Below are 24,182 nucleotides of genomic sequence, written 5' to 3' on the forward strand. Positions count from 1 at the left end.
ATGAACGCCATCCCGACCGATCAAGCGATGCAACATCTGCGGGCGGACGAGGATGACCGCGAGTACGTCGAGCTGCTGCTGACCGCTGCCGAGGACAGTGCCTCCCAGTTCATGAATCGGCGGTTTTATGCGGACTTGGATTCGCTGGGGGCTGCTGTGCTCGAAGGATCGGCCGGTCTTGATCCGGTGCTGATGAATGCGTCGATTCGCGCGGCCTGCTTGCTGATCCTGGGTTCCCTCTATGCCAACCGCGAGGATACGGCCAGCGGCGCTGCATTCAGTGAGTTGCCGATGGGCTCGCGGTCGTTGTTGACGCCTTATCGAATCGGCTGGGGGATCTGATGCGTGCAGGCAAACTTCGACACCATGTAATGCTTCAGCGCACTGAGTATTCGCAAGATCCAGTGAGCGGAGACGTCACGCAATCATGGGTGGACGTCGACAAGGTATGGGCCGCAATCGAGCCGCTGTCGGCACGAGAATTCATCGCCGCAGCAGCGGGTCAGTCTGAAGTGACGTCGCGTGTGGTGATTCGTTACCGCTCGGGAATCACATCGGCTATGCGGGTCCTTCACCGCGGCAAGGTCTACAACATTCAGGGCGTGCTTACCGACATGGACAGCGGCCGTGATTACCTGACGCTTCCATGCAGCGAGGGCTTGAGCGATGGTTGATACGGTGCAGTTCAGCCTGACCGGCATAGATTCGCTTGTCGCCAAGCTGGAAGCGGTGTCGTACGACGTGAAGCGCAAGGGCGGTCGTGCGGCGCTGCGCAAGGCCGCCCAGGTCGTTGCCGACAAGGCGAAGGAAGGAGCGCAGAAGCTCGACGATGCGGCGACGGGCCGCTCGATCGCAAAGAACATCGCGCTTCGCTGGAATGGCCGGCTGTTCAAGGCGTCCGGCGATCTCGGCTTCCGCGTTGGCGTGCTTCACGGTGCGAAAATCGCCAAGAAGGGCAACCCCGACGAGGGTGCGGCCGGGCCGACACCGCACTGGCGGTTCTTCGAGTTCGGGACTGCCAAAATGGCGGCAGACCCATTCATGCGTAAGGCCTTGGCCGACAACATCAGCCAGGCGACGAACACGTTCATCACCGAATACGAGAAGGCCATAGACCGGGCCATCCGGCGCGCGGCGAAGGCAGGCAAATGAAATACCCCCCAATTTTCCAAGTTGCCGCTGCGGACCCTGCAGTAACGGCCTTGATCGGGAAAAACCCGGTCAGGCTTTATCTTTTCGGTATGGCGCCGGATAAACCCGCCGGTACCTATTGCGTGTGGCAAGTCATCAACGGCAGCCCCGAAAACTATCTGGCTGGGCGCCCCGATGTGGAGGCTTACGGCCTGCAGGTCGACGTCTACGCATCAACTGCCGCAGGTGCTCGGGCTGCAGGTCAGGCGATCGAGTATGCCATCGAACTGGCTGCGCGGGTGACGAGTTACAACGGCGAGACCCGAGACGCCGAGACAATGCTCTACCGCTACAGCTTCGACGTCGACTGGATCGTCCAGCGATAACCGAATACCCAGAACCGGCCCGCCACGCGCGGGCTTTTTTGTGCCCGACATTTGGAGATCACCATGTCGATTCTGTCCCAAGGAACCCAGATTTACGCGCTGGTGCCGCCATTGTCCGGTACCGGTCCTAAGACCGTGCTCGCTATCGAATGTGCCACGGCGTTCAGCCCGGGCGGGGCTCCGGCTGACCAGATTGAAGACACTTGCCTGGAAGACCAGGAGCGCAGCTACAAGAAGGGTTTGCGCACGCCTGGGCAGGCCTCGCTGACTATCAACGCTGACCCCAACAACGCCAGTCACATCCGGCTTCACCAGCTTTCCGAAGCGAACGGCGATACGACCATCCCGTGGGCGGTTGGCTGGTCCGACGGAAAGTCTGCACCGACGCTGAATGCCGCCGGTGACGATTTCGAACTTCCTGAAGATCGCACCTGGTTCACCTTCAGCGGGTACGTCTCCGACTTCCCGTTCGACTTCGCAGGCAACACCGTCGTGAGCACCGCGGCAACCATTCAGCGTTCCGGCGGCTCCGCCTGGATTCGCAAAACGACATAAGGCGAACCCATGAAACTCACTCTGGAAAGCCTCAAATCGGTCGGCGCTTTCACTGGCCGCCCGGTCGAGAAAGAAATCAAGTGGTCGCAGGGCGATGACGAGTTCACTGCAACGGTGTTCATCCGACCGCTGGGCTACCAGGCCGCGGTCAGCGATGTCACGGCGCTCAACGGCAAGCACGACAGCCTGGCAGGACGAATCGCTGCCAGCGTCTGCGATGAGAACGGCAATGCCGTGTTCACCGTTGGCGATATCACCGGGACGGCTGACCCCGAGCGCGGCGCCCTTGACGGCCGTCTCACCGTAGCGCTGCTCGCCGCCATCTTTGAGGTGAACAACCTGGGAAAGACGACGCCCTCACTGACGGAGAAGAGCTCTGGCACGAACTCGCGACCACGTTCGGCTGCACGATCGCGGAAGCCCAAGAGCGCCTGAGCCTTCGTGAATACAACCGCTGGGCAAAGTACCGGCGGGAACGCGGCTCTCTGAACGTGGGGGCTAGGATCGAGCGCAGCGTTGCACTCCTGACCACTATCTACGCGAATCGGATATCCAAAGATGGCGGCTTCAAGCTTGCCGACTTCTTGCCGCATGAGCGTGCGCGCGAGGTCAGTCTTGAGGAAGCGATGGAGGCATGGGTGTAACACTCCCGGAGATTATGAATGGCCAGTAATTCACTGGGTACGCTCACGCTTGATCTGATTGCGAAAATCGGTGCATTCACTGGCCCGCTAGACAAAGCGAGTCAGGATGCGAAAAAGCGAACGGCTGAGATCTCCAAGTCATTCGACAGTTTGGCAAAGGGCGTGGGTGCCGCGGTCGGCACCATCCCTGCGGCGCTCACCGCCCTTGTCATCCATTCCGCAAGCGTGGCGAAGGAAATCTCAAACCAAGCGGCGATGGCCGGCCTGGGCACGACGGAGTTTCAGAAGTACGCCGCTGGCGCTCAAAGCGTGGGTATCGAGCAGGACAAGCTGGCCGACATTTTCAAAGACACGAACGACAAGCTCGGGGATTTTGCGAATACGGGCGGCGGCGCTCTGAAGGATTTTTTCACTAACATCGCCCCGAAGGTTGGCCTGACGGCCGACAGCTTCAAAAAGCTCAACAGCAAAGACGCGCTGGCGCTGTACGTCACGAGTCTGGAGAAAGCGAACGTCAGCCAGCAGGAAATGACGTTCTACATGGAAGCGATCGCGAGCGATTCCACTGCGCTCGTGCCACTGCTACGCAACGGCGGCAAGGCGTTCGACGAACTGGGAGCCTCTGCCGAGGCGGCCGGCGTCGTCATGGACGAAGGCACCATCGCTGCGGCGAAACAATTCGGGATCGAGATTCAAGGGCTTGAGCAGTATCTGACCTCTGCCAAGACCATGCTCGCCGCCGAGTTTCTTCCGGTCATTGCTCAGTTTGCCAAAGACCTGAACTCATCGGCGAAACAGGCTGGCGGGTTGAAGGGCGTTGTAGGTGACCTCGGCGAAAAGCTGGTTGAATCCACGGCGTTCATCGCCAACGCAGGCGATGGCGTGGTTCGCGTGTTTGACGTGATCGCGAACACGCTGGTCGGCATGTTCGCCACGGCCGTAGGGCACACCGACAATCTGGCGGCGCAGGCCAACACCGCGCTCTCAGTCCTCACGTTTGGTGATACCTCAAAGGAGTTCAAGCAGAACGCGGCAGACTTTGCCAACAGCGCCCAGATTCAATTCGGAGTGGCTGCGCAGGCTGCCGGTAAGATTCACGAAAACCTTGACCGGCCGCTGGTTGGGGATCAGTTCAAGGAGTATGTGGCCAATGCCAAGAAGGCGGCCGCTGAACTCGCCAAGACGACTCCTTCCATCACGCCCGGCACTGGTTCGGGCGTGGACCCGGCAGCGATTGCGGCCGCCGCGGCGGCTGCGAAGAAAGCCGCTTCCGATGCCGCTGCGGCTGCGAAGAAGATTCAGGACTCGTTCGCAGATTCAGAAACGGATCTGCAGCGACAGATCGAGCTGATAAACACGTCTGTGGATGCAAGGAAAAATGCCACCGAGGTTTCGAAGCTGCAGTTCGAGATCGAATCCGGGAAGCTGGTCGGCATCAATGCCCAGCAGCAGAAACGACTGCTTGGGCTTGCTTCTGAGCTGGATGTGAAGAAACAGCTCAAGCAGGCGAACGAGGACGAGGCAAAGGCAGCAGCCTTCGCGGCCACGCTGAACGCCGCCAACCAGACCGCCAAATCCGGCTTTGATCAGGAGATCGCTGCCGTCGGCTTGGGTGACAAGGCGCGCGATCGCCTGAAGCAGGACCTGGCCATTCAGGAGGATTACAACCAGCAGATGGCGGATCTGCAGAAGCAATTGAACACCGGCGATATCAGCCAGGAAACTTTCACCAAGCAAACCGGGCAACTCAAAGACGCACTGGCCAAGCGCCTCGCGATCCAGCAGGACTATTACAAGGGGCTGGATGCGGCCCAGGCTGATTGGGTCAATGGGGCGACTGCCGCCTTGGCAAATTACCTGGACGGCGCGCAGGACATTTCCGAACAGACGCAGACCTTGTTCACCAGTGCCTTCAGCTCTATGGAGGATGCAGTCACGAATTTCGCCCTCACGGGCAAACTCTCGTTTGCTGACTTCGCTAAATCGGTATTGGCGGACATGGCCCGCATCGCTGCCCGGCAGGCTGCCAGCGGCCTACTGGCTGCCGGTGTTTCTGCAGTCGCCGGAATGTTCGCCGGCGGCGCCACGGCAGGCTCCTCCCAGTCAGATTACACGGGCGCTGCTTTCTCAAACTGGGCAAGCACTCAGGCCAAAGGCGGCGCTTGGGCTGATGGAGTACAGATGTTTGCCAAGGGCGGTGCGTTCACGAACGGGCTGGTTTCGTCGCCGACCACCTTCGGGATGGCGGGCGGGAATGTCGGGCTGATGGGCGAGGCCGGCCCGGAAGCGATTCTGCCCCTGTCGCGCACCTCCGACGGGTCGTTGGGCGTCAAGGCGATCGGCGGGGGCGATTCCGCGTCGTCCACTCAGGTGCTGATCCAGCAAACGATCGCTGTCCCTGAGTCCAGCGGCGGAGGTTCCGCTCAAGACATGCAGGCGGTCGGCCAGGCTTACGCGGACACCGCCAAGCGAGGTGCACAGCAGGCAATCGCCGAAGAGCTTCGGCCCGGCGGAGCAATCTGGAGAGTCATAAATGGCCGTTGAAACATTCACCTGGTGCCCGAAGATCGATGCCTCCAGCGCTCCGGAATATAGAACCCGGTCGTCAAAATTCGGCGACGGGTATGAGCAGGTCGCGGGCGACGGGATCAACAACCGCGTTGACAGCTGGTCGCTCACCTTTGTGGTCGGCGAAGCGACAGCGCTGGCCATCAAAGGCTTTCTGGACCGCCACGGCAATTTCAAGTCCTTCCTCTGGACGCCGCCACTTGGCGAGCTCAGCTTTTGGCGCGCGGCCGCCCCGGCCGTAAGTGCTAACGGCGCTGGGCTTTACACCCTGACCACCACTTTCACCCAGTCATTCATGCCTTAGGATTCATATGCCGCTGATCAAAGATATTCAGGTGCTTGAGCCTGGGAGTGAAGTGCTGCTGTTTGAATTGGATGGGTCGGATTACGGAGCGGATGTGTTGCGATTTCACGGTCACGCCATTCCGTATACGGCGGCTGAGCTTGTCGCTGCTGGTGCTGACGCCGATCAACTGCCCGCTAAGGCGATCTGGTGGCAGGGTCAGGAGTATGGCGCGTGGCCGATGCAGATCGATGGCATCGAGGCGACCGGTGATGGTACGGCGGTGCGCCCGACGCTTTCAGTGGGCAACGTCAATGGACGCATTACTGCGTTGTGCCTGGCGTTTGAAGACCTGCTGGAGTTTAAGCTGACGATGCGCCACACACTGGGCACGTATCTCGATGCGCAGAACTTTCCCGGCGGCAACCCCGCCGCGGATCCTACGCAGGAGACCATTGAGGTCTGGTACCTGGACCAAAAGACGTCTGAAAACGGCTCAGGCGTGTCATGGGAACTCGCAAGTCCTGGCGATGTTGGTGGTGAATCTATCGGCCGGCAGATGACGACGCTGTGCCACTGGTGCCTAACTGGCGGGTACCGCGGACCCAACTGCAATTACACCGGGCCATACCGGGACAAGGACGGCAATATTACAGACGACCCGGAGAAGGACGTTTGTGACGCTACGCTGGCGCGGGGGTGCGTGCCAAGGTTCGGCGATGGGAACGCGCTACCGTTTGGTGGCTTTCCGGCCGTTTCTCTGATCGCCAGGAGCTGACCATGTTGAAATACATTCTGAAGGCCGTAGCGGCCCACGCTGCCGCCCAGTACCCGAGGGAGTGTTGCGGGTTGCTGATCAGCATCGGTCGAAAGCAGCAGTACATCCCGTGCGCAAACACTGCCGCCGATCCCAACGAAGAATTCCTGATCGCCCCGGAGGATTATGCCGCCGCCGAGGACCTGGGCGAGGTAATCGGCATCGTCCACTCCCACCCGGACGCCACGAGCAGGCCGTCTCCACGCGATTTGGCGATGTGTGAGGCGACGCAACTGCCGTGGCACATCCTCAGTTGGCCCGAGAGCGACCTGCGAACTATTGTTCCCACCGGCAAGACGCCGCTGTTGGGCCGACCGTTCGTGCATGGCGCTTGGGACTGCTGGCAGGTCTGTGCTGACTGGTACAAGCGCGCATGGGGTCTGGATTTCGAACCTTTCAAGCGTGAGGACGGGTGGTGGGAGCAGGCTGAGAGTCCAAGCCTTTACGAGCTGGCATACGAGGCTGCCGGATTTGAGCGTGTTGGCACTCCGCAGCGCGGCGACATGATTGTGATGGAGGTTGGGCGCACCAAGCACCCGAACCATGCCGGCATATACCTTGGATCAGATCCGAATCTGCCGAACGAAACGACAGCCGTGCACGGCGCTGGACCGTTCCTCCTCCATCACCTGTACGGCAGGCCATCCGAGATCATCATCTTCGGGGGGCCTTGGCATGACCGCACGCGGCTGATACTTCGCCATCGCGATGCGCGGTGATACCCTCAGACCTTTCTTCCTGAGGGGCCATCATGCGAATTTTAGTTGGAGCTTTTGCAGTTGCTCTGCTGTCGGGATGCTCGACCCCATCCGACCTGATGTCGTCACCGCCAAATTTGTCCATCGCGACTTCAAAACCCGCCAAGTCTTATGCCTTGTGCGTCTTTCCTCAGTGGCAGGAGCATAGCTCGACGGCCGTGATGAGCGAGACGGCGAACGGGTACCGAATCGTCAATGGATTTGGGCAACAAACGGACGATTTGCTCGACGTCACAAACACGCCTACGGGCGCTGTCGCAAGGCTTTACCAGCGCATGGCATGGTCTCAGCTCGGCAGATCATCCCTCAGGGATTCGATGCAAAAGTGCCGATGACAAGAGGCCGCCTTTAAGGCGGCCTTTCTTTTACGAGGTAGAAATGAAGGCATCTAACTTGCTGGCACCAGGCTTGGTAAACATCAAGCTTTCCGGCTCATTGGCGGCGAAATTTGGAAGGAACCACCCCAAGCAGATCGATTCTGGTAACACCCGTGAAGTGCTAAAAGCGCTGAGCTGCACCCTGGAAGGGTTCGACCGAGAGGTGAAAAGGTTGGACTCGATGGGAATGCGATTTGCGGTGTTCCGTAATGGCAGAAATGTCGGAGAGTCTGCTTTCGAGCTCGGCGGCACCAGGGAGATAAGGATCGTCCCTGTAGTTGGCGGTAGCAAGCGAGGAGGGGTGCTGCAAACGGTGCTGGGTGTGGTGTTACTGGTTATCTCGTATGTGTTTCCTTTTACGGCACCATACCTTGCCCCGGCAGGTATCGGACTCATTGCAGGAGGAGTCATTCAGATGTTGAGCCCGCAGGCTTCCGGGCTGAAACAGAGCGCTTCGCAAGACAACTTGCCGTCCTATGCCTTCGGCAGCGCCAAGAACACCACCGCCAGTGGGAACCCTGTACCGATCTGCATCGGCGAGCGCCGGTGGGGTGGCGCGATAATCTCTGCGTCGATTCTTGCTGAAGACAAAACCTGATTCTGAACTGAAACACCTGGCCGCCGATTGGCGGTTTTTTTATGCCTGGAGAAAAGCATGGGCGCAGCTGAACAAGTCGACATCCGTGGCGCCAAAGGCGGCAGCAGCACTCCAAAGACGCCAACCGAGGCAACGGACAGCCTGCGTTCCACAAACTTGGCGAAAATCCTGATCGCGGTAGGTGAGGGCGAGTTTGAAGGCGTCCCGACGGCGGCCGACATCTACCTGGACAACACACCTATCAGCGATGCGAGTGGCAACGTCAATTTTCCCAATGTGAAGTGGGAGTGGCGCTCCGGCTCCGTTGAGCAGGACTACATCCCTGGTATTCCGTCAGTTGAGAACGAGACAACCGTCAACGTTGAGCTGCGCAGCGATAGCACCTGGGTCCGCTCAATTACCAATACTCAGCTGTCCGCTGTGCGCGTCCGCCTCGCGTGGCCTGCGCTTCAGCGACAGGACAGTGAGGGGAATGTTGGCGGGTACAGAATTGAGTACGCCGTCGACCTGGCTACGGATGGCGGTGCCTACCAGCAAGTTTTGGCCGAGGCGGTGGACGGCAAGACCACCACCCGGTATGAGCGTTCTCGCCGGATCGATCTGCCCGCCGCCAGTTCAGGTTGGCAGATTCGCGTCCGCCGACTGACTCCGAATCAGAACACCAACCGGATCGCTGACACAATGATCTTGGCCGGCCTGACCGATGTTATCGACGAAAAGCTCCGGTACCCGAATACGGCGCTGTTATTCATCGAGTTCGATGCCGAGCAGTTCAGCAACATTCCGGCGGTGACAATCAAGTGCAAAGGGCGGAAATGGCAGGTTCCGAGCAACTACGATCCCGTCGCGCGCACCTACAGCGGCGTCTGGGATGGGACATTTAAGCAAGCCTGGACTAACAATCCTGCGTGGGTGACGTACGGCATCTGCACTGCCGACCGCTTTGGTCTCGGCAAGCGCATCAAGCCGTTCATGGTCGACAAGTGGGAGCTGTACCGAATCGCTCAGTACTGCGACCAGCTCGTGCCGGATGGTGTGGGCGGCCAGGAGCCGAGATTCCTTTGCGACATGAATCTGCAAGGGAAGCCGGACGCATGGACGCTGTTGCGCGATATCTCTGCCATTTACCGAGGCATGACCTACTGGGCTCAAGGCCAGCTTGTAATGCAGGCGGATATGCCCCGCGCGCAGGATTTCGACTACGTCTTTACCCGCGCCAATGTCATTGATGGGGAGCTGAACTACGGCAGCGCTTCGGCGAAAACACGCTACACGCGCGCGATCGTCAGCTACGACAACCCGGCTAACAACTACGACACCGACGTGACTGCCTACTCCGATTTGGCGCTGCAGCGTCGTTTTGACGATAGACCTACTGAGATCAGTGCTATCGGCTGCACGCGCGCGTCTGAAGCCCAGCGTCGTGGCAAATGGGTGGTAATGAGCAACAACCAGGACAGGACTGTCACGTTCAAGACTGGCATGGAAGGCGCTATCCCCTTGCCCGGCTACATCATCCCGATCGCGGATTCACTGCTGGCTGGGCGCGAGATCGGCGGGCGTATCTCTGCCGCCTCTGGCCGTGTGGTGACACTGGACCGTGATACCTCGGCTAAGGCCGGCGACCGCTTGATTATCAACCTGCCGAGCGGCCATGCGGAGGGCCGCACTGTCCAGTCGGTGAACGGTCGGGACATCACTGTCACCACCTCATATAGCCAAGCCCCGGACGCGCAGCTTCAATGGGCGCTCGACGCCGACGACCTGGCCATCCCGCTGCTTCGAGTGTTGAGCACTAAGCGCACCACCGAAGGCGACTATGAAATCTCAGCCCTACAGTACGAGCCGAGCAAATTCGCTTACATCGATACCGGCGCGCGTCTGGAAGAGCGCCCTATCAGCGTCATCCCAATCACCGTAGTGCCGGCGCCCGCGAGCGTCACGCTGACGTCGCACTCCGCGATCGATCAGGGTATCGCTATCACCACGATGACCATCACCTGGCCGGTCGTGAATGGCGCGGTCGCGTATGACGTGGAGTGGCGCAAGGACAACGGCAACTGGATCAGGGTGCAGCGCACCGGAACCACCAGCGTTGACATCACTGGCATCTACTCGGGCGCCTATCTGGCCCGCGTTCGCGCCGTGAGCGCCTTCGACATCACTTCGATCTGGCGGAGCTCGCAGCAGACGCAGCTGAATGGCAAGGAAGGGTTGCCGCCGGCAGTGACATCGCTGACAACCGAGAGCCTCGTCTTCGGCATCGGCCTGAAATGGACCTTCCCACTAGGAGCAGAAGACACCCAGCGTACCGAGCTCTGGTATGGCGAAGCTCCAGACCTTACCAAAGCAACGAAGCTGGCCGATCTGGCGTACCCGCAGTCCGACTACACCATGCAGGGGCTGCGCGCGGGCCAGGCGTTTTTCTTCTGGGCGCGTCTTGTCGATCGATCCGGCAACATCGGGCCGTGGTACCCGGGTGAAGGCACCGGTGTCATCGGTGAGGCCAGCGCTGACGCCGGCGACATCCTCGAGTACATCACCGGCAAGATCACCGAAACTCAGCTAGGTAAAGACCTGCTTTCGGAGATCGGCAAGATTGGCGGCGAAGGGCCTGGCTCTGTCAACGAGCGAGTGGACCAGGTTCGTGATGAGCTGCAGCAAGCCAGTGATGGCCTGGGCCAACGCATCACTGAGGTGAACAACACCGTCACCGACGTCAAAAACGAGCTGCAGCAGCAGATCGATCATATCGGGGATCTGGCCGACTCGATGCCATACAAGCCGGCCGACACATACACCGCCGGGCAAGGCGTGTTGGGCGATGACGGGATCATCTATCAGGCCACGCAGAACGTTCCGATCAACACGCCGCCGCCGAACACCGCGTACTGGCTGAACGTCGGCCAGGCAGTGCAGACAGCGAACGGCCTCGCCGCGCGCGTTAACACCGCCGAAACCAAGATCACCAGCATCGAGGGCGTGAACACTTCGCAGGCCAGTCAGATCAGCGGACTGCAGACGTCGCTGACCGGCAAGGCCGACTCGTCCGTTGTAAGCAGTCTGTCCAGCCGAGTCACGACCGCTGAAAACAGCATCAGCAGCCAAGGAACGGCCATTACGGGCCTGCAGAACTCGGTCGCTGGGAAAGCCGACGCCTCGACCGTGCAGGCGCTGAGCAACAAGGTCACGCAGCAAGGCACCGACCTGACTGCAGCCGGCAACGCCATCACGACGATCAGCGTCAACCTCGGTAATGCTGGCGGCGAGAACTTGATCTACAACCCGTCGTTTGACGAACCGTGGCCGACAAGCCCCTCGGCGATCGCCAACGAGTGGACCGCTACAGGCAGCGCGACAGGCATCGTTAACACCCTGGTCGCTTCTACATTGGACCCAGCCGGCAAGGCACAACGACACGACGCGAGTTGGGCATCATCTACCAGCTTCATCGATCTGGTTCCAAGCGTCGGGAAATACCCAGCTATTTCGGCGGGTCAGGTCATCGTAATGTCCGCCTATTTCCGAGGTACGGCGGGTTTGGTGGCCCAGCTCTACTTCCAGTTTTTCAATGCTTCCAACGGTCTGATCTCCACCGACGGGGCGAATAGCATTATCGCCACCACCGATTGGCAGCGGATCTCCCGGGTAAGCGTTCCGGCTCCGGCCGGAACCGTTGCAGTGCGCCTGCTTTTCCGCAGCCGTGGTCCTAACACTGGCTCGCTGACAGGATTCATGGAATGGGACAGGGCGCAGTGTGAAATTGGTACCGCTGTCACCGGTTGGAGAGATAATACCAGCGTGTCTGACGCGGCCATCGCTGCTGCCGCTGTGGCCACTACCGCTCTAAGTGGGCGCGTGACCCAGACGGAAACCACTCTGACCAGCGTCAGCGGGCAACTGACGACGTTAAGCAACAACATCGGCAACTCCGGCGGCGATAACCTCCTGCCCAACAGCTCCTTTGAGCAGACGTCCCCTATCGACGCGACCCGGCCTCAATATTGGCGCGGCGACATGGGCGACGGCGCACTGCCCGTGTTCACTTGGGTTGATTCGCCTCTCCCATCCAGCTCCAAAGCACTCCGGGTGTCGAAGCCTTCACTGATCAGCGGCGGTTATATCGGCCCCACCTTCGCTCCCGAAGACGGGCCGCGGCCGAAGGTCGTCCCAGGCAACAGCTACACGCTCAGTGCTTACGCCCGGCTTTCCGGTCCCGGCGCGCGCTTCTCGATGTATATGGTGTTCGTCAATGCTTCCGGGAGCCCTGTAACCGCGCCGCAACTCCCCGAGGTCGCAGTTGGCACGTCGTTCACCCGCCTGAGCATGACTGCGATCGCTCCGGCTGGCGCGGTCGCCCTTCAGATCTACCCGGGTCGGCTGTTCAACCGTTCAGGCGCTGCCGCGACTGATATGTGGATGGAGGTTGATAACGTCCAGCTCCAAGAAGGGGCAATCGTCACAGCCTACTCGGCGTCTATTGAAGGTGTTGCAACGCAGGTCGCCGCAAGCTCGACGGCTATCGCTTCGCTGCAGTCGACGGTGACCCTGCAAGGCCAGTCGCTGACGTCTCAAAGTTCTGACATCACGACTTTAAAGAACAGCATCGGCACCGCGTCCCCATTCGTGGCTGGGTACGCCTGGGAATTCACGAACAACAACCGTAACTGGATCCCGCAGCAAGCGGGGGCGACCTTCACGCCAAGCGCCCTTTACTCGACCCTTTCAGGTTATTCGACGCTGCAAGCGACAAGCTCGTTTGGCAATTTGAACGGTGCTCAAAACCCTTATGTACGGATCCGGTTCCGCCGCAAAAATACCACCCGCATCACTGGGTCTATGTACTGGGCGAACGAGGACGGCGGTTTAGCAGAAGCCAGGAGGGCGAACTTCTCTATCACCGGTAGCGAAGACTGGCAGGATGTTGAGATCGATATGGCTGGCCAGCCTCAGTGGGTCGGCAAGACCGGGATCTATGCCATCCGCATCGACCTGTCCAACAACACTGACACTGCGGCGATCATCGACATCGCCTACATCGCTGTCGGGCGGCGTTCGGCCGCTGCGTCGGCCCAGGCCGTGGACGCACTGACCAGTCGAGTGACTGCCGCAGAAGGCGTCGTAACGAGCATCGCCACGCGAACCACCAACCTCGAATCGTCGGTCAATAACACCGTCAACGGCCTTGCAACGAAAGCCAGCGCCGCTGCATTGGACAGCCTGACCACCCGGGTCTCGACAGTTGAAGGTACGACCACTAGCAGCGCATCGCGCATCACGTCCCTGGAGAGCAGTGTTGGCGCCACGAACGACAAGCTGCTGGCCAACATGGACACGGCGGCAAACGCACTGTGGAACTTCGACGCCAGCCTCGAAGGCTGGCAATTTAACGGGGCCAACTTCGCGTGGGTCGCGCCGAGCTACGCGCGCATCGCTGGTATCAACAACAACCCGTACATGTTCTCGCCTGCTCTGGCGATCAATGGCGGGATCTACGACAAAGTGCGTATGAGGGTCAAGCGCACCGGGGGCAGCCCATCCAGCTGGAACGGCAACTGCTACTACGCCACCACGCAGCACGGCACAGACGGCACCAAGGGCCGCAAGCAGATCGCCAACCCGAACCTGGCTATCGGCCAGACGGCTACCCTGGAATGGGACATGGCAGCTCTGACCGTGGGCGGCAACGACTGGATTTCAAGCACGATAACTCTGATCCGTCTCGATCTGGGGGCCACTTCCACCGACGTGTTCGACATCGAGTGGATCGCCATCGGCCGGGTTGCCCCCGCCGCATCGGCTCAAGCCATGTCGGCACTGACCACGACGGTCACCCAGCAAGGCAATACGCTGACTTCACAAGCTGGCGCGATCACGAACCTGAATTCCGTAGTCGGTAATCAGAGCGCGGCCCTGCAAACCTACGGTCAGGCCATCGCGGACACGAACGGCAACATCAACGCTTCGTACTCCGTAAAGTTGATGACCAACAGTAACGGTCAGAAGGTTGTTGCGGGTTTCGGTTTAGGTTTAGGCAATGAAAGTGGTGTGACCCAGTCGCAATTCATCGTCAGTGCGGATCGGTTCGCTGTATTGAACTCCACACTCAATGGCGGCGCTGTATTCTCACCATTCGCGGTCGAGGGCGGCCAGGTAATCATTGCCGATGCGGTGATAGGGAACGGTAAGATTACTACCGCTAAAATCGCAGACGCTGCCATTACCAACGCCAAGATTGGGGACGCGCAAATAACGTCAGCGAAGATCGGCGTGGCTGAGATAGACACTCTGCGCATTCGAGGCAACTCGGTAACAGTGCCGACTAGCACCCAAAACAACTCGACCACGGCAGGGCAGGGAGTTAATGCGTGGCAGGCAATTGTGGCTGTTGCGGTCGTTATGGATCAGGCGGGCTACATCCAGGCAAACTTCGGATGTACTCAGTTTTTCGGTAACGGTGTGAAACTCTATTCCTTCCGGATGCTGATCAATGGTCAGATAATGTCTGACTTTGGAGGCACGTGGAGCTGGATCAATGGGTTCCCCAATGTGTCCGCATCTATTGCTGTCGGCCCCGGAACATTTGTAATTCAGGTTGATTGGTTCGGGGAGGCCAGCGTGCAGATTTCAAATAAGAACCTGTTTGCGATGGGGACTAAGCGATGATGATGGCTAATAAGACCTTTGCAGCGTTCGACGATAAAGGTGAAATAGTATTCTCAGCATATTGCGCAGAAGAGGTAGCTGCGCTCAACATGCAGATCAATGGCTTCAGCCAATACGTCGAAGTTTCTTACGCTGTACGTGGGGATACCGACTACATCCTTGATGGTGAGGCAGTTCCTCGTCCTAGTATGGGCTCCACCGCAAACGGAAATACCCTCAGCGGTGTGCTTGAAGGCTCAACATTGTTGATCGAGGGCCAGAGCTACACCGCTGACGGCACGGATGTTGAGCTGGAATTCACCCTGCCGGGAGCCCACACTGTAAAGGTGAGCCTGTGGCCTTATCTCGACCAGGAGTTTGTAATTGAAAATTCAGCACAACAGTGATTACGCCCTGCGCCGGGAAGCCGAATATCCTTCGGTTGCGGATCAGTTGGATATGTTGTGGCATGCGATGGATAAAGGAACGGCAGAAAAAATTGAACCGTTCTATTCTTCCATCAAGACAGTTAAAGAAAACTATCCAAAACTCCCAACCCAACCAATAACCTAAATATTCTGGAGTACCAAATGCCATTTATCATCATCAATAGCAGCAACGCTTTCGATCCGAACAACCAAGCCGAATATGCAACCGCTGACGAAGCTGACGCAAAGGCCCGGGAGATTTTGCAAGCCTTCCCCCAGTCCCTAGTCCGGACTGCCCAGCTCATCAACACCTACTCCGCGAAAGTCACCGTCACGTCCAAGGCTGTGCCCGAGACGCCGGAAGCGCCGGACCCTTCCGCCTAGGCCTGACCAGCCACCGCCCAATGCCCGCCATGTGCGGGCTTTTTTACGCCTGGAGAAAAGTGATGACAGTGACTGAAAAAGATCGTGACGTACTCGCGCGCACGCTGTGGGGCGAGGCGCGCGGGGAAGGGCTGGCGGGGATGGTGGCCGTGGCCTGGACGATCCGCAACCGCGTGGACGACGGCAAGGATAAATCGTGGTGGGGCGAGGGTTACGCCGGCGTCTGCCAGAAGCCGTACCAGTTCAGTTGTTGGAACCTGAGCGACCCGAACTATCAGTTTCTGAGCGGCGCGCGCGCGATCCCTTTCCGCGAGCTGGCGCAGTGTCGCATCGCTGCTGACCAGGTGATCGACGGCAAGGTGCCGGATCCCACCGGTGGGGCGACTCACTATTACGCGACCACCATGCCCAAGGCGCCGGACTGGGCGGCGAAGGCAAGGCGGACGCTGAAGCTAGGCAACCACATTTTCTTCCGCAACGTACCTTAATTCCGCCGCTCACCAGGGTGCCCTCGGTACCGATCCAAATTAGGAGATGATGATGCAATCTCAACAATATATTGCCCCGGCGAGCCTGGCGCCGGTAACGCTTGCCGTCAAAGCGAACGGCGGAAGCGTGAAGGTGGAAAAGCAGGTGGGAACCGACTGGGTCGTATCTGATGTGTTCGCGCAGGACGGCGCCTGGCGTCTCGATCTTGGGTATTCGCAAACACGCTTTACGCCAGTTAGCGGCGCGGTATTCGAGATCTCGTCGTGAGTCTGCTCATCAGCACTGCGGTGCGTCGCCGCCGCATCCGTCGCGGTTTGGGCTTGCTAGGTGACAGTTTCAGCGCGAACTGCCACACGGTCGACCCCAAAGCGTACAGCACCGAAGCTTACGGCTACGCTGGCGCGATCGCGGCCAAGACCGGTCTGTTCCCGAACTACTTGGACAATCAGGGAAAGGTTGGCGACCACACTGGGCAGTTTATGGCGCGGCTTCCGGCTTGTCTGACTTCTGCCACTGCCGATTTGTGGATGCTGCTATCGCGCACCAACGACAGCACGACGCCAGGCATGACGCTGGCTGACAGCAAGGCCAACGTGATGAAGGCGATCACCGCATTCCAGAACACGCCCGGCAAGTACCTGATCGTCGGGACCGGCACGCCGCGATTCGGCACCAAGGCGCTGTCCGGCCAGGCGCTGACGGACGCGATCGCCTACAAGGATTGGGTGTTGAATTATGTCAGTCAGTTCGTGCCGGTGGTCAACGTCTGGGATGGGTTCACCGAGGACATGACGGTGGAGGGTCTGCACCCGAACCTGATCGGTGCAGACTTCATCCAGTCGCGGTGCGTGCCAGTGATCAATGCCAACTTCGAATTCTTCGGCGTGCCATTGCCTACGGATGCCGCCGATCTGTACTCGGCAATTCGCCCATTCGGCTGTCTCAACGCCAACCCTCTGATGATCGGCGTGGGCGGTACGCTGCCAGCCGGCGTCAATGCGGTGGCCGGTTCGGTGCTGGCGGACAACTACAAGGCGGCCGGCTCTGGCCTGGCTGGCGTCACCACTCGCTGGTACAAAGAGCAAGGCCAATACGGCGAGGTGCAATGCATTGAACTGAACGGCAGCATGACAGCCGCAGGCGGCTATATTTACCTGCAGCCGAACGCCAACGTCACGCTCGACAGCTTGCTGGCTGGTGACCTGGTCGAGATGGTATCGGCAGTTGAAATCGCCGGGACATCGCGCGCGATACTTGGCTGGGAGGCCGAGCTGATCTTCACGAAGCCGGTGAACGGCGCCTCAACGGCGATCTACTACCGCTCGATGGACAAGTACCAGGAGCCTTTCACCTTGCCAGCTGTGTTCGCGGGAGCTCTTGAGACCCAGCGAGCCACGGTCGACAAATCGGAGACACTGGTGACCGCCCGGATGGGGTTGTATCTGGCGACCGGCGTCAATCTGGAGGGTGTTCGTGTGAAAGCTGGCCAGTTCGGAATCAGGAAGGTGTAGGGGGTTTGTACTCTATCCGGTGAGTCGAATGCGCGGAACAGATCCCGGCAGCAGGAGCCCGCCAGAGGAGGTAGGCGGGCCTGGCGGGCTAGGCCTCGTACTGCTGAAGCCCCTTTGAGAATAGACAAGGGGTCGGGAAAAGCCAGGTTCGGATATCACCAAGCTCGCTGGAGCGGATTGCTACTGACCGAGCGTCGGCGGCATGGTGCCGAACCGTACCGCGGCGCCCCACACAATTACGCGACCGCAGTGCCGAAGCGGGACTGAAGCGCCAAGGCTAAGCGGATGCTGGGTCTAGGTGATACATTTTCTTCTGCGATGTGCCCTGACCCCCTCCTGGTATCGAATACCCGGCCATCGGCAATGGCGGAGAGGCAGGGACAGATTGGTGTGTAGCTTTACGTTCTCTATGGCTTAGGCGAAGAGGTCAACGCAAACTGACTTAAGCAGATCTGCTCAGATTGAATCTGCTATGCCGAGTTCGGGGCGACTCTTTGTACCTCGAGCCATCGGGCGTAAAGTTGAAAGGTATTTCAAGTTCAGCGCCCGTCAGCCGCTATGCTCCTCATAGAACGGAATTTCTGATCCCTTTTGACCTATGAATGAGTACTCTATATGTCTTGGCTGAGAAAGCTGAAGTTGAAGTCCAAGCTGCTAATTGCATTTGGTTTGTGCGCGTTGATCACCCTTGTCGTGGCCGCGCTTGGCCAGTCCGGCATCGCGACTATCTATGGCCAGCTGGAAGATACCGTAACCAACAATCTGTTCTCGATCCAAAAAACTGATGCGATCAAAGGAAACGCCATTGCCACCAACCGTGACTTCTTCAAAGCCATCGTATTGTCTGCTTCGAATGCTGGCGCCGATGATATCAATGCCGTTCTCCAGTCATATCATGAGAATCAGTCCGAAGCTCAAAGCGCATTCCAAATCTACCGCGCCACACCCTTGCAGGCCGACGAAAAAGCAGCGGGCGACGATTTTGAACGCGACTGGCCTGCATACATCTCGGCGGTTGATACCGGCCTTGCTGCACTGAAAAATGGCGATATTGACCAGGCTAGAAAAATTGCCGCATTAAGCGTGACGCCCGCTTACCTAAAAGTCGTATCCGAAATCAAGATTATGGTCGAATCTAACACTCGGCAAGCCGGGGAGGTGATGCAGGCCGGTCAGAGCACCAGCAGTCAAGTGACCTGGGTTCTGATTATTGGTTGTCTCATCGCCATGGTCTGCGCAGGTGCGCTTGGAGTTATTGTCACTGGCATGATAACCAGACCAATCCATCTATCGGTGCAAGGGGCTGCGCGAGTCGCTAAGGGCGATCTGACACAGGCCATAGAAGTTCGAGGCACCGATGAAACGGGCCAACTTCTTCAGTCCCTTTCCAATATGCAGAGCAATCTCAAGGGTACCGTGCAGCAAATTGCAGATGCCTCAAACCAGTTGGCTTCAGCAGCCGAAGAGTTAACTGCCGTTACAGAGGACAGCACTCGTGGACTGGTTCGGCAAAACGATGAAATTCAACAAGCGGCCACTGCAGTTAACGAAATGACGGCTGCGGTGGAAGAAGTGGCACGTAACGCTGTCAGCACATCTCAAATCTCCACTCAAACCGCTGAAGACGCGTCGAAAGGCCAGAAACAGGTGCAGCAGGCTGTGACGGCCATCAATACCGTGACTGAGGAAATTACTGACTCGACGCAGCGGGTAGAAGCGCTGGCCGGACAGATCCACGAAATTACAAAGGTTCTGGACGTCATTCGGGGCATTGCTGAGCAGACAAACCTCCTCGCGCTCAACGCGGCAATTGAGGCAGCGCGCGCGGGCGAGCAAGGTCGTGGTTTCGCAGTAGTGGCCGATGAAGTTCGTGCCTTGGCACACCGCACCCAGACCTCGACTGGCGAGATTGAAGCCATGATCAGCCGGGTTCGTAGCGGCGCCGACGATGCAGTGCAGGCTATGGGGAAAAGCCAAAATCTCGTGAGAAGTACTCAGCAGCTGGCGACTGAGGCCGGCTTGGCTTTGGAAAGGATTAACCAGGGCGTCAGCCAGATCAATGAACGAAACCTCGTGATAGCCAGCGCGGCAGAGGAGCAAGCCCAAGTAGCGCGCGAGGTTGACCGAAATCTCGTAAACATTCAGGACCTTTCCACTCAAACGGCGGCAGGCGCCAATCAAACGAGCGCTTCGAGTCAGGAGCTGTCGAGGCTGGCAATTTCGTTCAACACGTTGGTGGCACAATTCCGACTTTAACTCAGCTCCCAACAGCTCCATGATTTTCCAGCTGTAAAGTCGGCACGTCCTGCTGATGAATGCTTGCGCTCTTGGAGTAGGATTAGGCGGGTCCGAGCTACGTAGCTAGTTCGGTTTTCCAGCGGGCTTGGCGGTGACTAATATCATCGCCCTCGCCGTTGTTTAGGTTCGCTATCCCAAGGCTCCAAGAGCAAGCCCCGGATTGCTTGTCCTTCGATGTATGGCCTAAAATCGAGCGAAACGGCGATCAGCTGGCGACCGGGCCGGAGTTTGAGTCTCGGGTCGCGCCTGACTCTCTGGCGGATCTGTCAAATTTGGGATTGGGACAGTTTGAACTTTCGTCAACTGCTGATTTAGGGGACGTTGACTGGCAGTAATCCTGAGACGGTATGAGCGCCTTCGAACTCAACCGGCAGAGAGGAGCTGTATGGCGTACCGCTTGCTTAATTCGTCATCTGATCCGCTCCGCGTTATACGCGCGTTGCGGTTGGGCCACGATCTTCAATGGGGGCTGGAGTCTGGCCTCGAGCGTATTTGGAACGCGGAAACCGTCGCCGGTCTGAGCCATGCTCATGGCCGCGCGCTTGGTCTCGGCGTAGGGCTCGGGCTGGTGAAAGCCGTCACCCCGCAGCAGTTCAATATATTGGCTGAGGCTTACACTCGAGCTTTCGAAGAGCGCCTCGCAGTATTGACCGGGCAACCCCCGCCTTCATCCATCTCCAGTTCGACCGAAAAAAAGCGCTCGGCCAGCTAGCGGCCCCTTACCTGATGCCTAGAGACGTTCAATTCGCCTTCGGTCGAATTGATTATCTCGACATGAGTCATCGCAGATCGTTGTAGCGCCCGATCGGCGAAGGGTGATATCCATTGATGACCAACTGCTCTGGGACAAGCTCCTTGAGGTAAGGGTTCATCGGCTCGTAGATCGAGCAGCGTCCGCAATGAGGTCACCTGTCGCAAATTGGCTTACACAGTGTTGACCGCATTCGTCCCGCTTAGTTAACTGTACGCATATACAGTGTCACTAAGCGAAGCATTCCCATGTACGTCCTTATTACTCCGCGCCGCCAAATGGGCGTCGCCATATCGAAAGACCAGCTCAGCAAGCTCCCGCCCTTCAAAGGCGACGTGCAGATCGTTGAGTCTCAATGCTCCGCCCTCGGCCGCATTACCCGAGAAGCCTTCATTTTGAACTGCGTCGGGCACGCGCGGGATGCTTTGCCAAGGCTTATCGATGCCAGCGTGACGAGCATGGGTACCCAGGGCCTGATTATTTCCGGCATCGAGCAGATCGAAGAGGCGTTCTACTTCCAGTCGTGGTGGTGCCGCTTTGAATGACTATATATCCCTAGACCACCTGGATATCTCACTGGACCAGCTCCTGAACATCCGCGCGCCGGGCACTTACCTGGTGAAGGTTGAGGGCGAGAGTATGGAGGGGGCTGGCATCTTTTGTGGTGATCTGCTGATAGTCGACAAGGGGATCGATGCCAAGGCCGGGCAGGTCATCATCGGCGTGGTCAACCAACAACCGCTGGTCAAGTACCTCGCCTTTGTGGGTTGCCACGTGGTGCTGCGCTCCGCGAACCGGAAATACCACGACCGCTTCATCATGGAAGGGGACGACTTCGATATCTGGGGCGTGGTTACTCACAGCATCCGTGATCACGCGAGGAATTGAACATGAGCCTTCAGGCACGCGGAAGTGAAGTTCGGCACGACTTGGTCGATATCGCGGCGCGGCTACAGATCGCCCGTGACCACTGGTCAGTCCACGCCGAAGCATTACACCGGATAGGCCTCATCAATGAGGAGGAGTTGCGGGAGATGTTGTTGTACGCCGACGCCGCGTACGGCCATGTTTTGGAGGAGTGATTAGCAATCGTTGGCAGAACGCCAGGGAGGGGTGTAGCTCCCGCTGTGACGCAACAGCGGGATTATGGCTCTCGTCCCACTTTTTGTACCGCCTGTTGCGTTGGAGCGGGTAAAGGAGGGTTGATCCGGGTAAGCAAACCCCCGGAATCACTGCCCTAGTCTACTGGGATCAACGCATTCGGAATTATGTCGCAATCCACTCCGGTTGCCCGAATTATAGGCCTGCAGCCGGTACCAGGAATGAACTTCTGCTCACGCTGGACTCGATGCGGCTCTGTGGCGTTCTGGCTACACTGCGTCTAAATCTTCTCCACCCAAGGGAGTGAAGCGTGTGAAGAATTTGGTCTACCGTTTTCGAAGCTTAGAGCGTCTAGTAGGAACAGGCGACCATCCAGGTGAGCTTGAAAAGCTGGAGATTTTCTTTTCGGCGCCATCGCAGCTGAACGATCCACTGGAAGGTTACAAAGATATTTTCTGGGCTGGAGATTCAATCGTTTGGCAGAACCTTTTTAAACACTACATAACGTGTCTGGTGCAGCATTGTTTTGTGCACTTAATATCCATCGGCAGCGATCAGCCTGGTGATTGCAAGGTGCTTATCCGTAACCATTGCGATGCTCTACCTCCAGGCGTATCTAATTTGATAGAAGCGGTTCAGATTAAGGGTCTGAGTTATAAGGAGGTGCTAGGATATCTAAATACTCTCGCTGACTTCCGCGAGGTTCGTCTTCAGGCATTGATATTCCATTTCAAGGTGCTTCATCGAATTGCTCTGCACACTACTTTTTCAGAGATGGAATCAAGGGGGCTGCTGCCATTTTCGACCAGAGATATTGTTGACAGTCTTTCAAAAGATCTCCAAACATGTGAGGAAACAGCAAAAGGCTATCTCGCAGATCCAATGTACGAATTCGATGAGGCAATATACGAAAAAGCCGACGGACATATGTTGGCTGCAAAGCTAGAGCATGCCTCAGACAAACTACATGAAAACTGGTTTTTCTTGATGGCTGAGTTTCCAGAAGCTTTCTGCAAGTCTCTTGAGGATTTAACCCACCCCAAGTGGTATACCGCATGCTTCATGGACGATTGCACCAACTCCTCAGTTTGGGGTTCCTACGGAGCAAATCACACCGGCATATGCTTAGTTTATGATGCTCCGCTATCTGAGAACGGTAAGCCCACTTTAAAGGTTAGAGTTCCTGTGGGGGAAGGTAGCGGTGGCATGATAAGAGATATCGTGCCCCTTGAATTGCACAAGGTGGACTACGAAAGACAGTTTGCAAAAATAGATTTCTTCAACTCCTTGGGGAGCTTGCCTGTTCCGACGCTGAATAAATTCTGGTATACGGATGGCAAAGGCAATAGAAGTCAGTGTGCTGTGCATTTAGGTAGCGACGAATGGCGTCGGGATTACTGGCAGAGCGTGATCGATACAAACACTACAAAGCTAAAAGACTGGAGCTTTGAACGTGAATATCGTGCAATTCTCCTCCCGTCGGTTCTTGACTTGACGAGTTCGAATGCGCGGAAGTGCAGCTATGAATTCGATAGTCTGACTGGGATAATATTCGGCATAAAAACCCCAGACGCCCAAAAAATAAGGATAATCGAAATTCTAAGAGAGTTGTGTAAGCGGCATGGTCGAAGTGGGTTTGACATCTATCAAGCCAGATACAATCCGTCCGAAAAGAAGATCAGTCACCACAAAGTTGCGGTTGAGATCTAGGCAGGCACCCTTGATATACCACTGGCTTTCGCCGCCTGGTGCGAAATGGTGCTGCGATGATGCGTATTGTGACGGATAGCGGGGTCCGATGTAGGGTGTTGCTGAAGTGTCTAATACTACCTAGGGCTACCTTGAATCTATTGGCCCTAAGCTCGGTTATCTGAGACTTTCTTTTTAGACAGAAAAAAAGCGCACGCCTTGTTCCTCATGGCGTGCGCTTCGGTTTTCACCCTACTGCTGCATTAGTGGTGTGTTGGTTGGAATGCCCTTCAGAGACACCATTTGCCTACTTCGCGGGCGGCTGCTCGAGTCTCAATATGAGCTGAGCCGTCGCCTGATGCCTCGCGCTGGAAGTGGTCAATGTCTTTCGCGGCCGCCTCCAAAGCGCGCAGGTAATATTGCTCGATCCAGCTTTCGTCAAAAATCGTTCGGCCTTTTGGCGTGCCGCGCTCGAATATCCTTTCGGGCGTATTAGGGTCGACCGCGATCGCCTGGGCGTCGACATTGCGCTCACGCAACAGCCGTGTCAGCCGGTCGGCTTCTTTACCGCTCGCACAGCAAACGCGGTCACCGTCTTTCAGGCTTTCCAGAAGCGAGGCGGTGCGCCCCGTGCCGCGCGATGCTTGAAAGTAGCAGCGGGCCATGCCTTTCATGGCTTGGCCGATTCCGAAGTGATCCATGATCTGTCTCCTATCGCTCGTGTTTTTGACCACTGGCCACCGGGAGTTTGCGCGCAGGGATTCTCCCC

25 protein-coding genes and 3 pseudogenes are annotated in these 24,182 nt (G+C 57.8%); 27 read left to right on the top strand and 1 reads right to left on the bottom strand.

Annotated elements, in window-relative coordinates:
• From IFT99_RS07300 to IFT99_RS07415, 27 genes and pseudogenes are all read left to right on the top strand, one after another.
• Positions 1-342, top strand: coding sequence for a head-tail connector protein (locus tag IFT99_RS07300; protein WP_192131201.1), 342 nt, complete (start codon positions 1-3; stop codon positions 340-342).
• Positions 342-674 carry a phage head closure protein gene (locus tag IFT99_RS07305; RefSeq protein WP_192131203.1) on the top strand — a complete coding sequence of 111 codons (333 nt, stop codon included), beginning with the start codon at positions 342-344 and terminating at the stop codon, positions 672-674. Before IFT99_RS07300 ends, IFT99_RS07305 begins: the two co-directional genes overlap by 1 nt.
• Entirely contained in the window at positions 667-1,152 is a 486-nt protein-coding gene (locus IFT99_RS07310; protein ID WP_192131205.1) for an HK97-gp10 family putative phage morphogenesis protein, read from the top strand. The genes IFT99_RS07305 and IFT99_RS07310 overlap by 8 nt, the downstream gene beginning before the upstream one ends.
• Positions 1,149-1,517, top strand: a complete 369-nt coding sequence (gp17, locus tag IFT99_RS07315; protein WP_192131207.1) for a tail completion protein gp17 — start codon at positions 1,149-1,151, stop codon at positions 1,515-1,517. The genes IFT99_RS07310 and gp17 overlap by 4 nt, the downstream gene beginning before the upstream one ends.
• Before the next feature lie 63 nt (positions 1,518-1,580).
• Positions 1,581-2,072 (top strand): phage tail tube protein, encoded by a 492-nt coding sequence (locus IFT99_RS07320; RefSeq protein WP_192131208.1) that lies wholly within the window; start codon positions 1,581-1,583, stop codon positions 2,070-2,072.
• 9 nt (positions 2,073-2,081) lie between these two features.
• Complete coding sequence (locus IFT99_RS07325) at positions 2,082-2,507, top strand: phage tail assembly chaperone family protein, TAC (RefSeq protein ID WP_192131210.1); 426 nt, start codon at positions 2,082-2,084, stop codon at positions 2,505-2,507.
• Entirely contained in the window at positions 2,504-2,716 is a 213-nt protein-coding gene (locus IFT99_RS26680; protein WP_446731123.1) for a phage tail assembly protein T, read from the top strand. The genes IFT99_RS07325 and IFT99_RS26680 overlap by 4 nt, the downstream gene beginning before the upstream one ends.
• A gap of 18 nt (positions 2,717-2,734) precedes the next feature.
• Positions 2,735-5,260 carry a phage tail tape measure protein gene (locus tag IFT99_RS07330; RefSeq protein ID WP_192131212.1) on the top strand — a complete coding sequence of 842 codons (2,526 nt, stop codon included), beginning with the start codon at positions 2,735-2,737 and terminating at the stop codon, positions 5,258-5,260.
• Positions 5,250-5,588 carry a phage tail protein gene (locus IFT99_RS07335; RefSeq protein ID WP_192131214.1) on the top strand — a complete coding sequence of 113 codons (339 nt, stop codon included), beginning with the start codon at positions 5,250-5,252 and terminating at the stop codon, positions 5,586-5,588. The genes IFT99_RS07330 and IFT99_RS07335 overlap by 11 nt, the downstream gene beginning before the upstream one ends.
• Before the next feature lie 7 nt (positions 5,589-5,595).
• Positions 5,596-6,345 carry a phage minor tail protein L gene (locus IFT99_RS07340; RefSeq protein WP_192131216.1) on the top strand — a complete coding sequence of 250 codons (750 nt, stop codon included), beginning with the start codon at positions 5,596-5,598 and terminating at the stop codon, positions 6,343-6,345.
• A gap of 2 nt (positions 6,346-6,347) precedes the next feature.
• Entirely contained in the window at positions 6,348-7,103 is a 756-nt protein-coding gene (locus IFT99_RS07345; protein ID WP_192131218.1) for a C40 family peptidase, read from the top strand.
• Positions 7,104-7,520: 417 nt separating this feature from the next.
• Positions 7,521-8,117, top strand: a complete 597-nt coding sequence (locus tag IFT99_RS07350; RefSeq protein ID WP_192131220.1) for a tail assembly protein — start codon at positions 7,521-7,523, stop codon at positions 8,115-8,117.
• A 57-nt stretch (positions 8,118-8,174) separates the two neighbouring features.
• A pseudogene (locus tag IFT99_RS26260) lies at positions 8,175-10,724 on the top strand (host specificity protein J); the annotation flags it as partial.
• Between the two features lie 3,315 nt (positions 10,725-14,039).
• A pseudogene (locus tag IFT99_RS26265) lies at positions 14,040-14,783 on the top strand (phage tail tip fiber protein); the annotation flags it as partial.
• Positions 14,780-15,169 (top strand): hypothetical protein, encoded by a 390-nt coding sequence (locus tag IFT99_RS07360; RefSeq protein WP_192131224.1) that lies wholly within the window; start codon positions 14,780-14,782, stop codon positions 15,167-15,169. The pseudogene IFT99_RS26265 and the gene IFT99_RS07360, both read left to right, overlap by 4 nt.
• The gene (locus IFT99_RS07365) at positions 15,147-15,335 is read left to right on the top strand and encodes a hypothetical protein (protein WP_192131226.1); all 189 of its coding nucleotides are present in this window, start codon (positions 15,147-15,149) and stop codon (positions 15,333-15,335) included. The genes IFT99_RS07360 and IFT99_RS07365 overlap by 23 nt, the downstream gene beginning before the upstream one ends.
• Positions 15,336-15,352: 17 nt before the next feature.
• The gene (locus IFT99_RS07370) at positions 15,353-15,574 is read left to right on the top strand and encodes a hypothetical protein (RefSeq protein ID WP_192131228.1); all 222 of its coding nucleotides are present in this window, start codon (positions 15,353-15,355) and stop codon (positions 15,572-15,574) included.
• A 62-nt stretch (positions 15,575-15,636) separates the two neighbouring features.
• Entirely contained in the window at positions 15,637-16,062 is a 426-nt protein-coding gene (locus IFT99_RS07375) for a cell wall hydrolase (RefSeq protein ID WP_192131229.1), read from the top strand.
• A gap of 52 nt (positions 16,063-16,114) precedes the next feature.
• Positions 16,115-16,330 carry a hypothetical protein gene (locus IFT99_RS07380; RefSeq protein WP_192131231.1) on the top strand — a complete coding sequence of 72 codons (216 nt, stop codon included), beginning with the start codon at positions 16,115-16,117 and terminating at the stop codon, positions 16,328-16,330.
• Positions 16,327-17,574, top strand: coding sequence for an SGNH/GDSL hydrolase family protein (locus tag IFT99_RS07385; RefSeq protein ID WP_192131233.1), 1,248 nt, complete (start codon positions 16,327-16,329; stop codon positions 17,572-17,574). The genes IFT99_RS07380 and IFT99_RS07385 overlap by 4 nt, the downstream gene beginning before the upstream one ends.
• A 615-nt stretch (positions 17,575-18,189) precedes the next feature.
• Positions 18,190-18,972 (top strand): annotated as a pseudogene (locus tag IFT99_RS26685) (MCP four helix bundle domain-containing protein); the annotation flags it as partial.
• Positions 18,967-19,830, top strand: coding sequence for a methyl-accepting chemotaxis protein (locus tag IFT99_RS26690; RefSeq protein ID WP_446731124.1), 864 nt, complete (start codon positions 18,967-18,969; stop codon positions 19,828-19,830). The pseudogene IFT99_RS26685 and the gene IFT99_RS26690, both read left to right, overlap by 6 nt.
• Before the next feature lie 427 nt (positions 19,831-20,257).
• Positions 20,258-20,584 (top strand): hypothetical protein, encoded by a 327-nt coding sequence (locus IFT99_RS07395; RefSeq protein ID WP_192131237.1) that lies wholly within the window; start codon positions 20,258-20,260, stop codon positions 20,582-20,584.
• Between the two features lie 287 nt (positions 20,585-20,871).
• Positions 20,872-21,168 carry a hypothetical protein gene (locus IFT99_RS07400; protein ID WP_192131239.1) on the top strand — a complete coding sequence of 99 codons (297 nt, stop codon included), beginning with the start codon at positions 20,872-20,874 and terminating at the stop codon, positions 21,166-21,168.
• Positions 21,161-21,511 carry a LexA family protein gene (locus IFT99_RS07405; RefSeq protein ID WP_244656924.1) on the top strand — a complete coding sequence of 117 codons (351 nt, stop codon included), beginning with the start codon at positions 21,161-21,163 and terminating at the stop codon, positions 21,509-21,511. Before IFT99_RS07400 ends, IFT99_RS07405 begins: the two co-directional genes overlap by 8 nt.
• A 2-nt stretch (positions 21,512-21,513) precedes the next feature.
• Positions 21,514-21,705, top strand: coding sequence for a hypothetical protein (locus IFT99_RS07410; RefSeq protein WP_192131241.1), 192 nt, complete (start codon positions 21,514-21,516; stop codon positions 21,703-21,705).
• Positions 21,706-22,036: 331 nt separating this feature from the next.
• Positions 22,037-23,434 carry a DUF2971 domain-containing protein gene (locus IFT99_RS07415; protein WP_192131243.1) on the top strand — a complete coding sequence of 466 codons (1,398 nt, stop codon included), beginning with the start codon at positions 22,037-22,039 and terminating at the stop codon, positions 23,432-23,434.
• Positions 23,435-23,703: 269 nt separating this feature from the next.
• Here the strand turns inward: IFT99_RS07415 and IFT99_RS07420 are convergent, their stop codons facing one another.
• Positions 23,704-24,114, bottom strand: coding sequence for a hypothetical protein (locus tag IFT99_RS07420; protein WP_192131244.1), 411 nt, complete (start codon positions 24,112-24,114; stop codon positions 23,704-23,706).
• Positions 24,115-24,182 lie beyond the last annotated feature (68 nt).

This window comes from Pseudomonas sp. CFBP 8772, from assembly GCF_014841665.1.
Lineage (GTDB): Bacteria > Pseudomonadota > Gammaproteobacteria > Pseudomonadales > Pseudomonadaceae > Aquipseudomonas > Aquipseudomonas graminis_B.

Coding starts and splice junctions, on each gene's coding strand:
- IFT99_RS07400 (WP_192131239.1), top strand. CDS start 20,872: ATGTACGTCCTTATTACTCCGCGCCGCCAAATGGGCGTCGCCATATCG.
- IFT99_RS07375 (WP_192131229.1), top strand. CDS start 15,637: ATGACAGTGACTGAAAAAGATCGTGACGTACTCGCGCGCACGCTGTGG.
- IFT99_RS07340 (WP_192131216.1), top strand. CDS start 5,596: ATGCCGCTGATCAAAGATATTCAGGTGCTTGAGCCTGGGAGTGAAGTG.
- IFT99_RS07335 (WP_192131214.1), top strand. CDS start 5,250: ATGGCCGTTGAAACATTCACCTGGTGCCCGAAGATCGATGCCTCCAGC.
- IFT99_RS07345 (WP_192131218.1), top strand. CDS start 6,348: ATGTTGAAATACATTCTGAAGGCCGTAGCGGCCCACGCTGCCGCCCAG.
- IFT99_RS07370 (WP_192131228.1), top strand. CDS start 15,353: ATGCCATTTATCATCATCAATAGCAGCAACGCTTTCGATCCGAACAAC.
- gp17 (WP_192131207.1), top strand. CDS start 1,149: ATGAAATACCCCCCAATTTTCCAAGTTGCCGCTGCGGACCCTGCAGTA.
- IFT99_RS07420 (WP_192131244.1), bottom strand. CDS start 24,114: ATGGATCACTTCGGAATCGGCCAAGCCATGAAAGGCATGGCCCGCTGC.
- IFT99_RS07330 (WP_192131212.1), top strand. CDS start 2,735: ATGGCCAGTAATTCACTGGGTACGCTCACGCTTGATCTGATTGCGAAA.
- IFT99_RS26690 (WP_446731124.1), top strand. CDS start 18,967: ATGCAGAGCAATCTCAAGGGTACCGTGCAGCAAATTGCAGATGCCTCA.
- IFT99_RS07300 (WP_192131201.1), top strand. CDS start 1: ATGAACGCCATCCCGACCGATCAAGCGATGCAACATCTGCGGGCGGAC.
- IFT99_RS07350 (WP_192131220.1), top strand. CDS start 7,521: ATGAAGGCATCTAACTTGCTGGCACCAGGCTTGGTAAACATCAAGCTT.
- IFT99_RS07310 (WP_192131205.1), top strand. CDS start 667: ATGGTTGATACGGTGCAGTTCAGCCTGACCGGCATAGATTCGCTTGTC.
- IFT99_RS07410 (WP_192131241.1), top strand. CDS start 21,514: ATGAGCCTTCAGGCACGCGGAAGTGAAGTTCGGCACGACTTGGTCGAT.
- IFT99_RS07305 (WP_192131203.1), top strand. CDS start 342: ATGCGTGCAGGCAAACTTCGACACCATGTAATGCTTCAGCGCACTGAG.
- IFT99_RS07320 (WP_192131208.1), top strand. CDS start 1,581: ATGTCGATTCTGTCCCAAGGAACCCAGATTTACGCGCTGGTGCCGCCA.
- IFT99_RS07380 (WP_192131231.1), top strand. CDS start 16,115: ATGCAATCTCAACAATATATTGCCCCGGCGAGCCTGGCGCCGGTAACG.
- IFT99_RS07360 (WP_192131224.1), top strand. CDS start 14,780: ATGATGATGGCTAATAAGACCTTTGCAGCGTTCGACGATAAAGGTGAA.
- IFT99_RS07325 (WP_192131210.1), top strand. CDS start 2,082: ATGAAACTCACTCTGGAAAGCCTCAAATCGGTCGGCGCTTTCACTGGC.
- IFT99_RS07395 (WP_192131237.1), top strand. CDS start 20,258: ATGGCGTACCGCTTGCTTAATTCGTCATCTGATCCGCTCCGCGTTATA.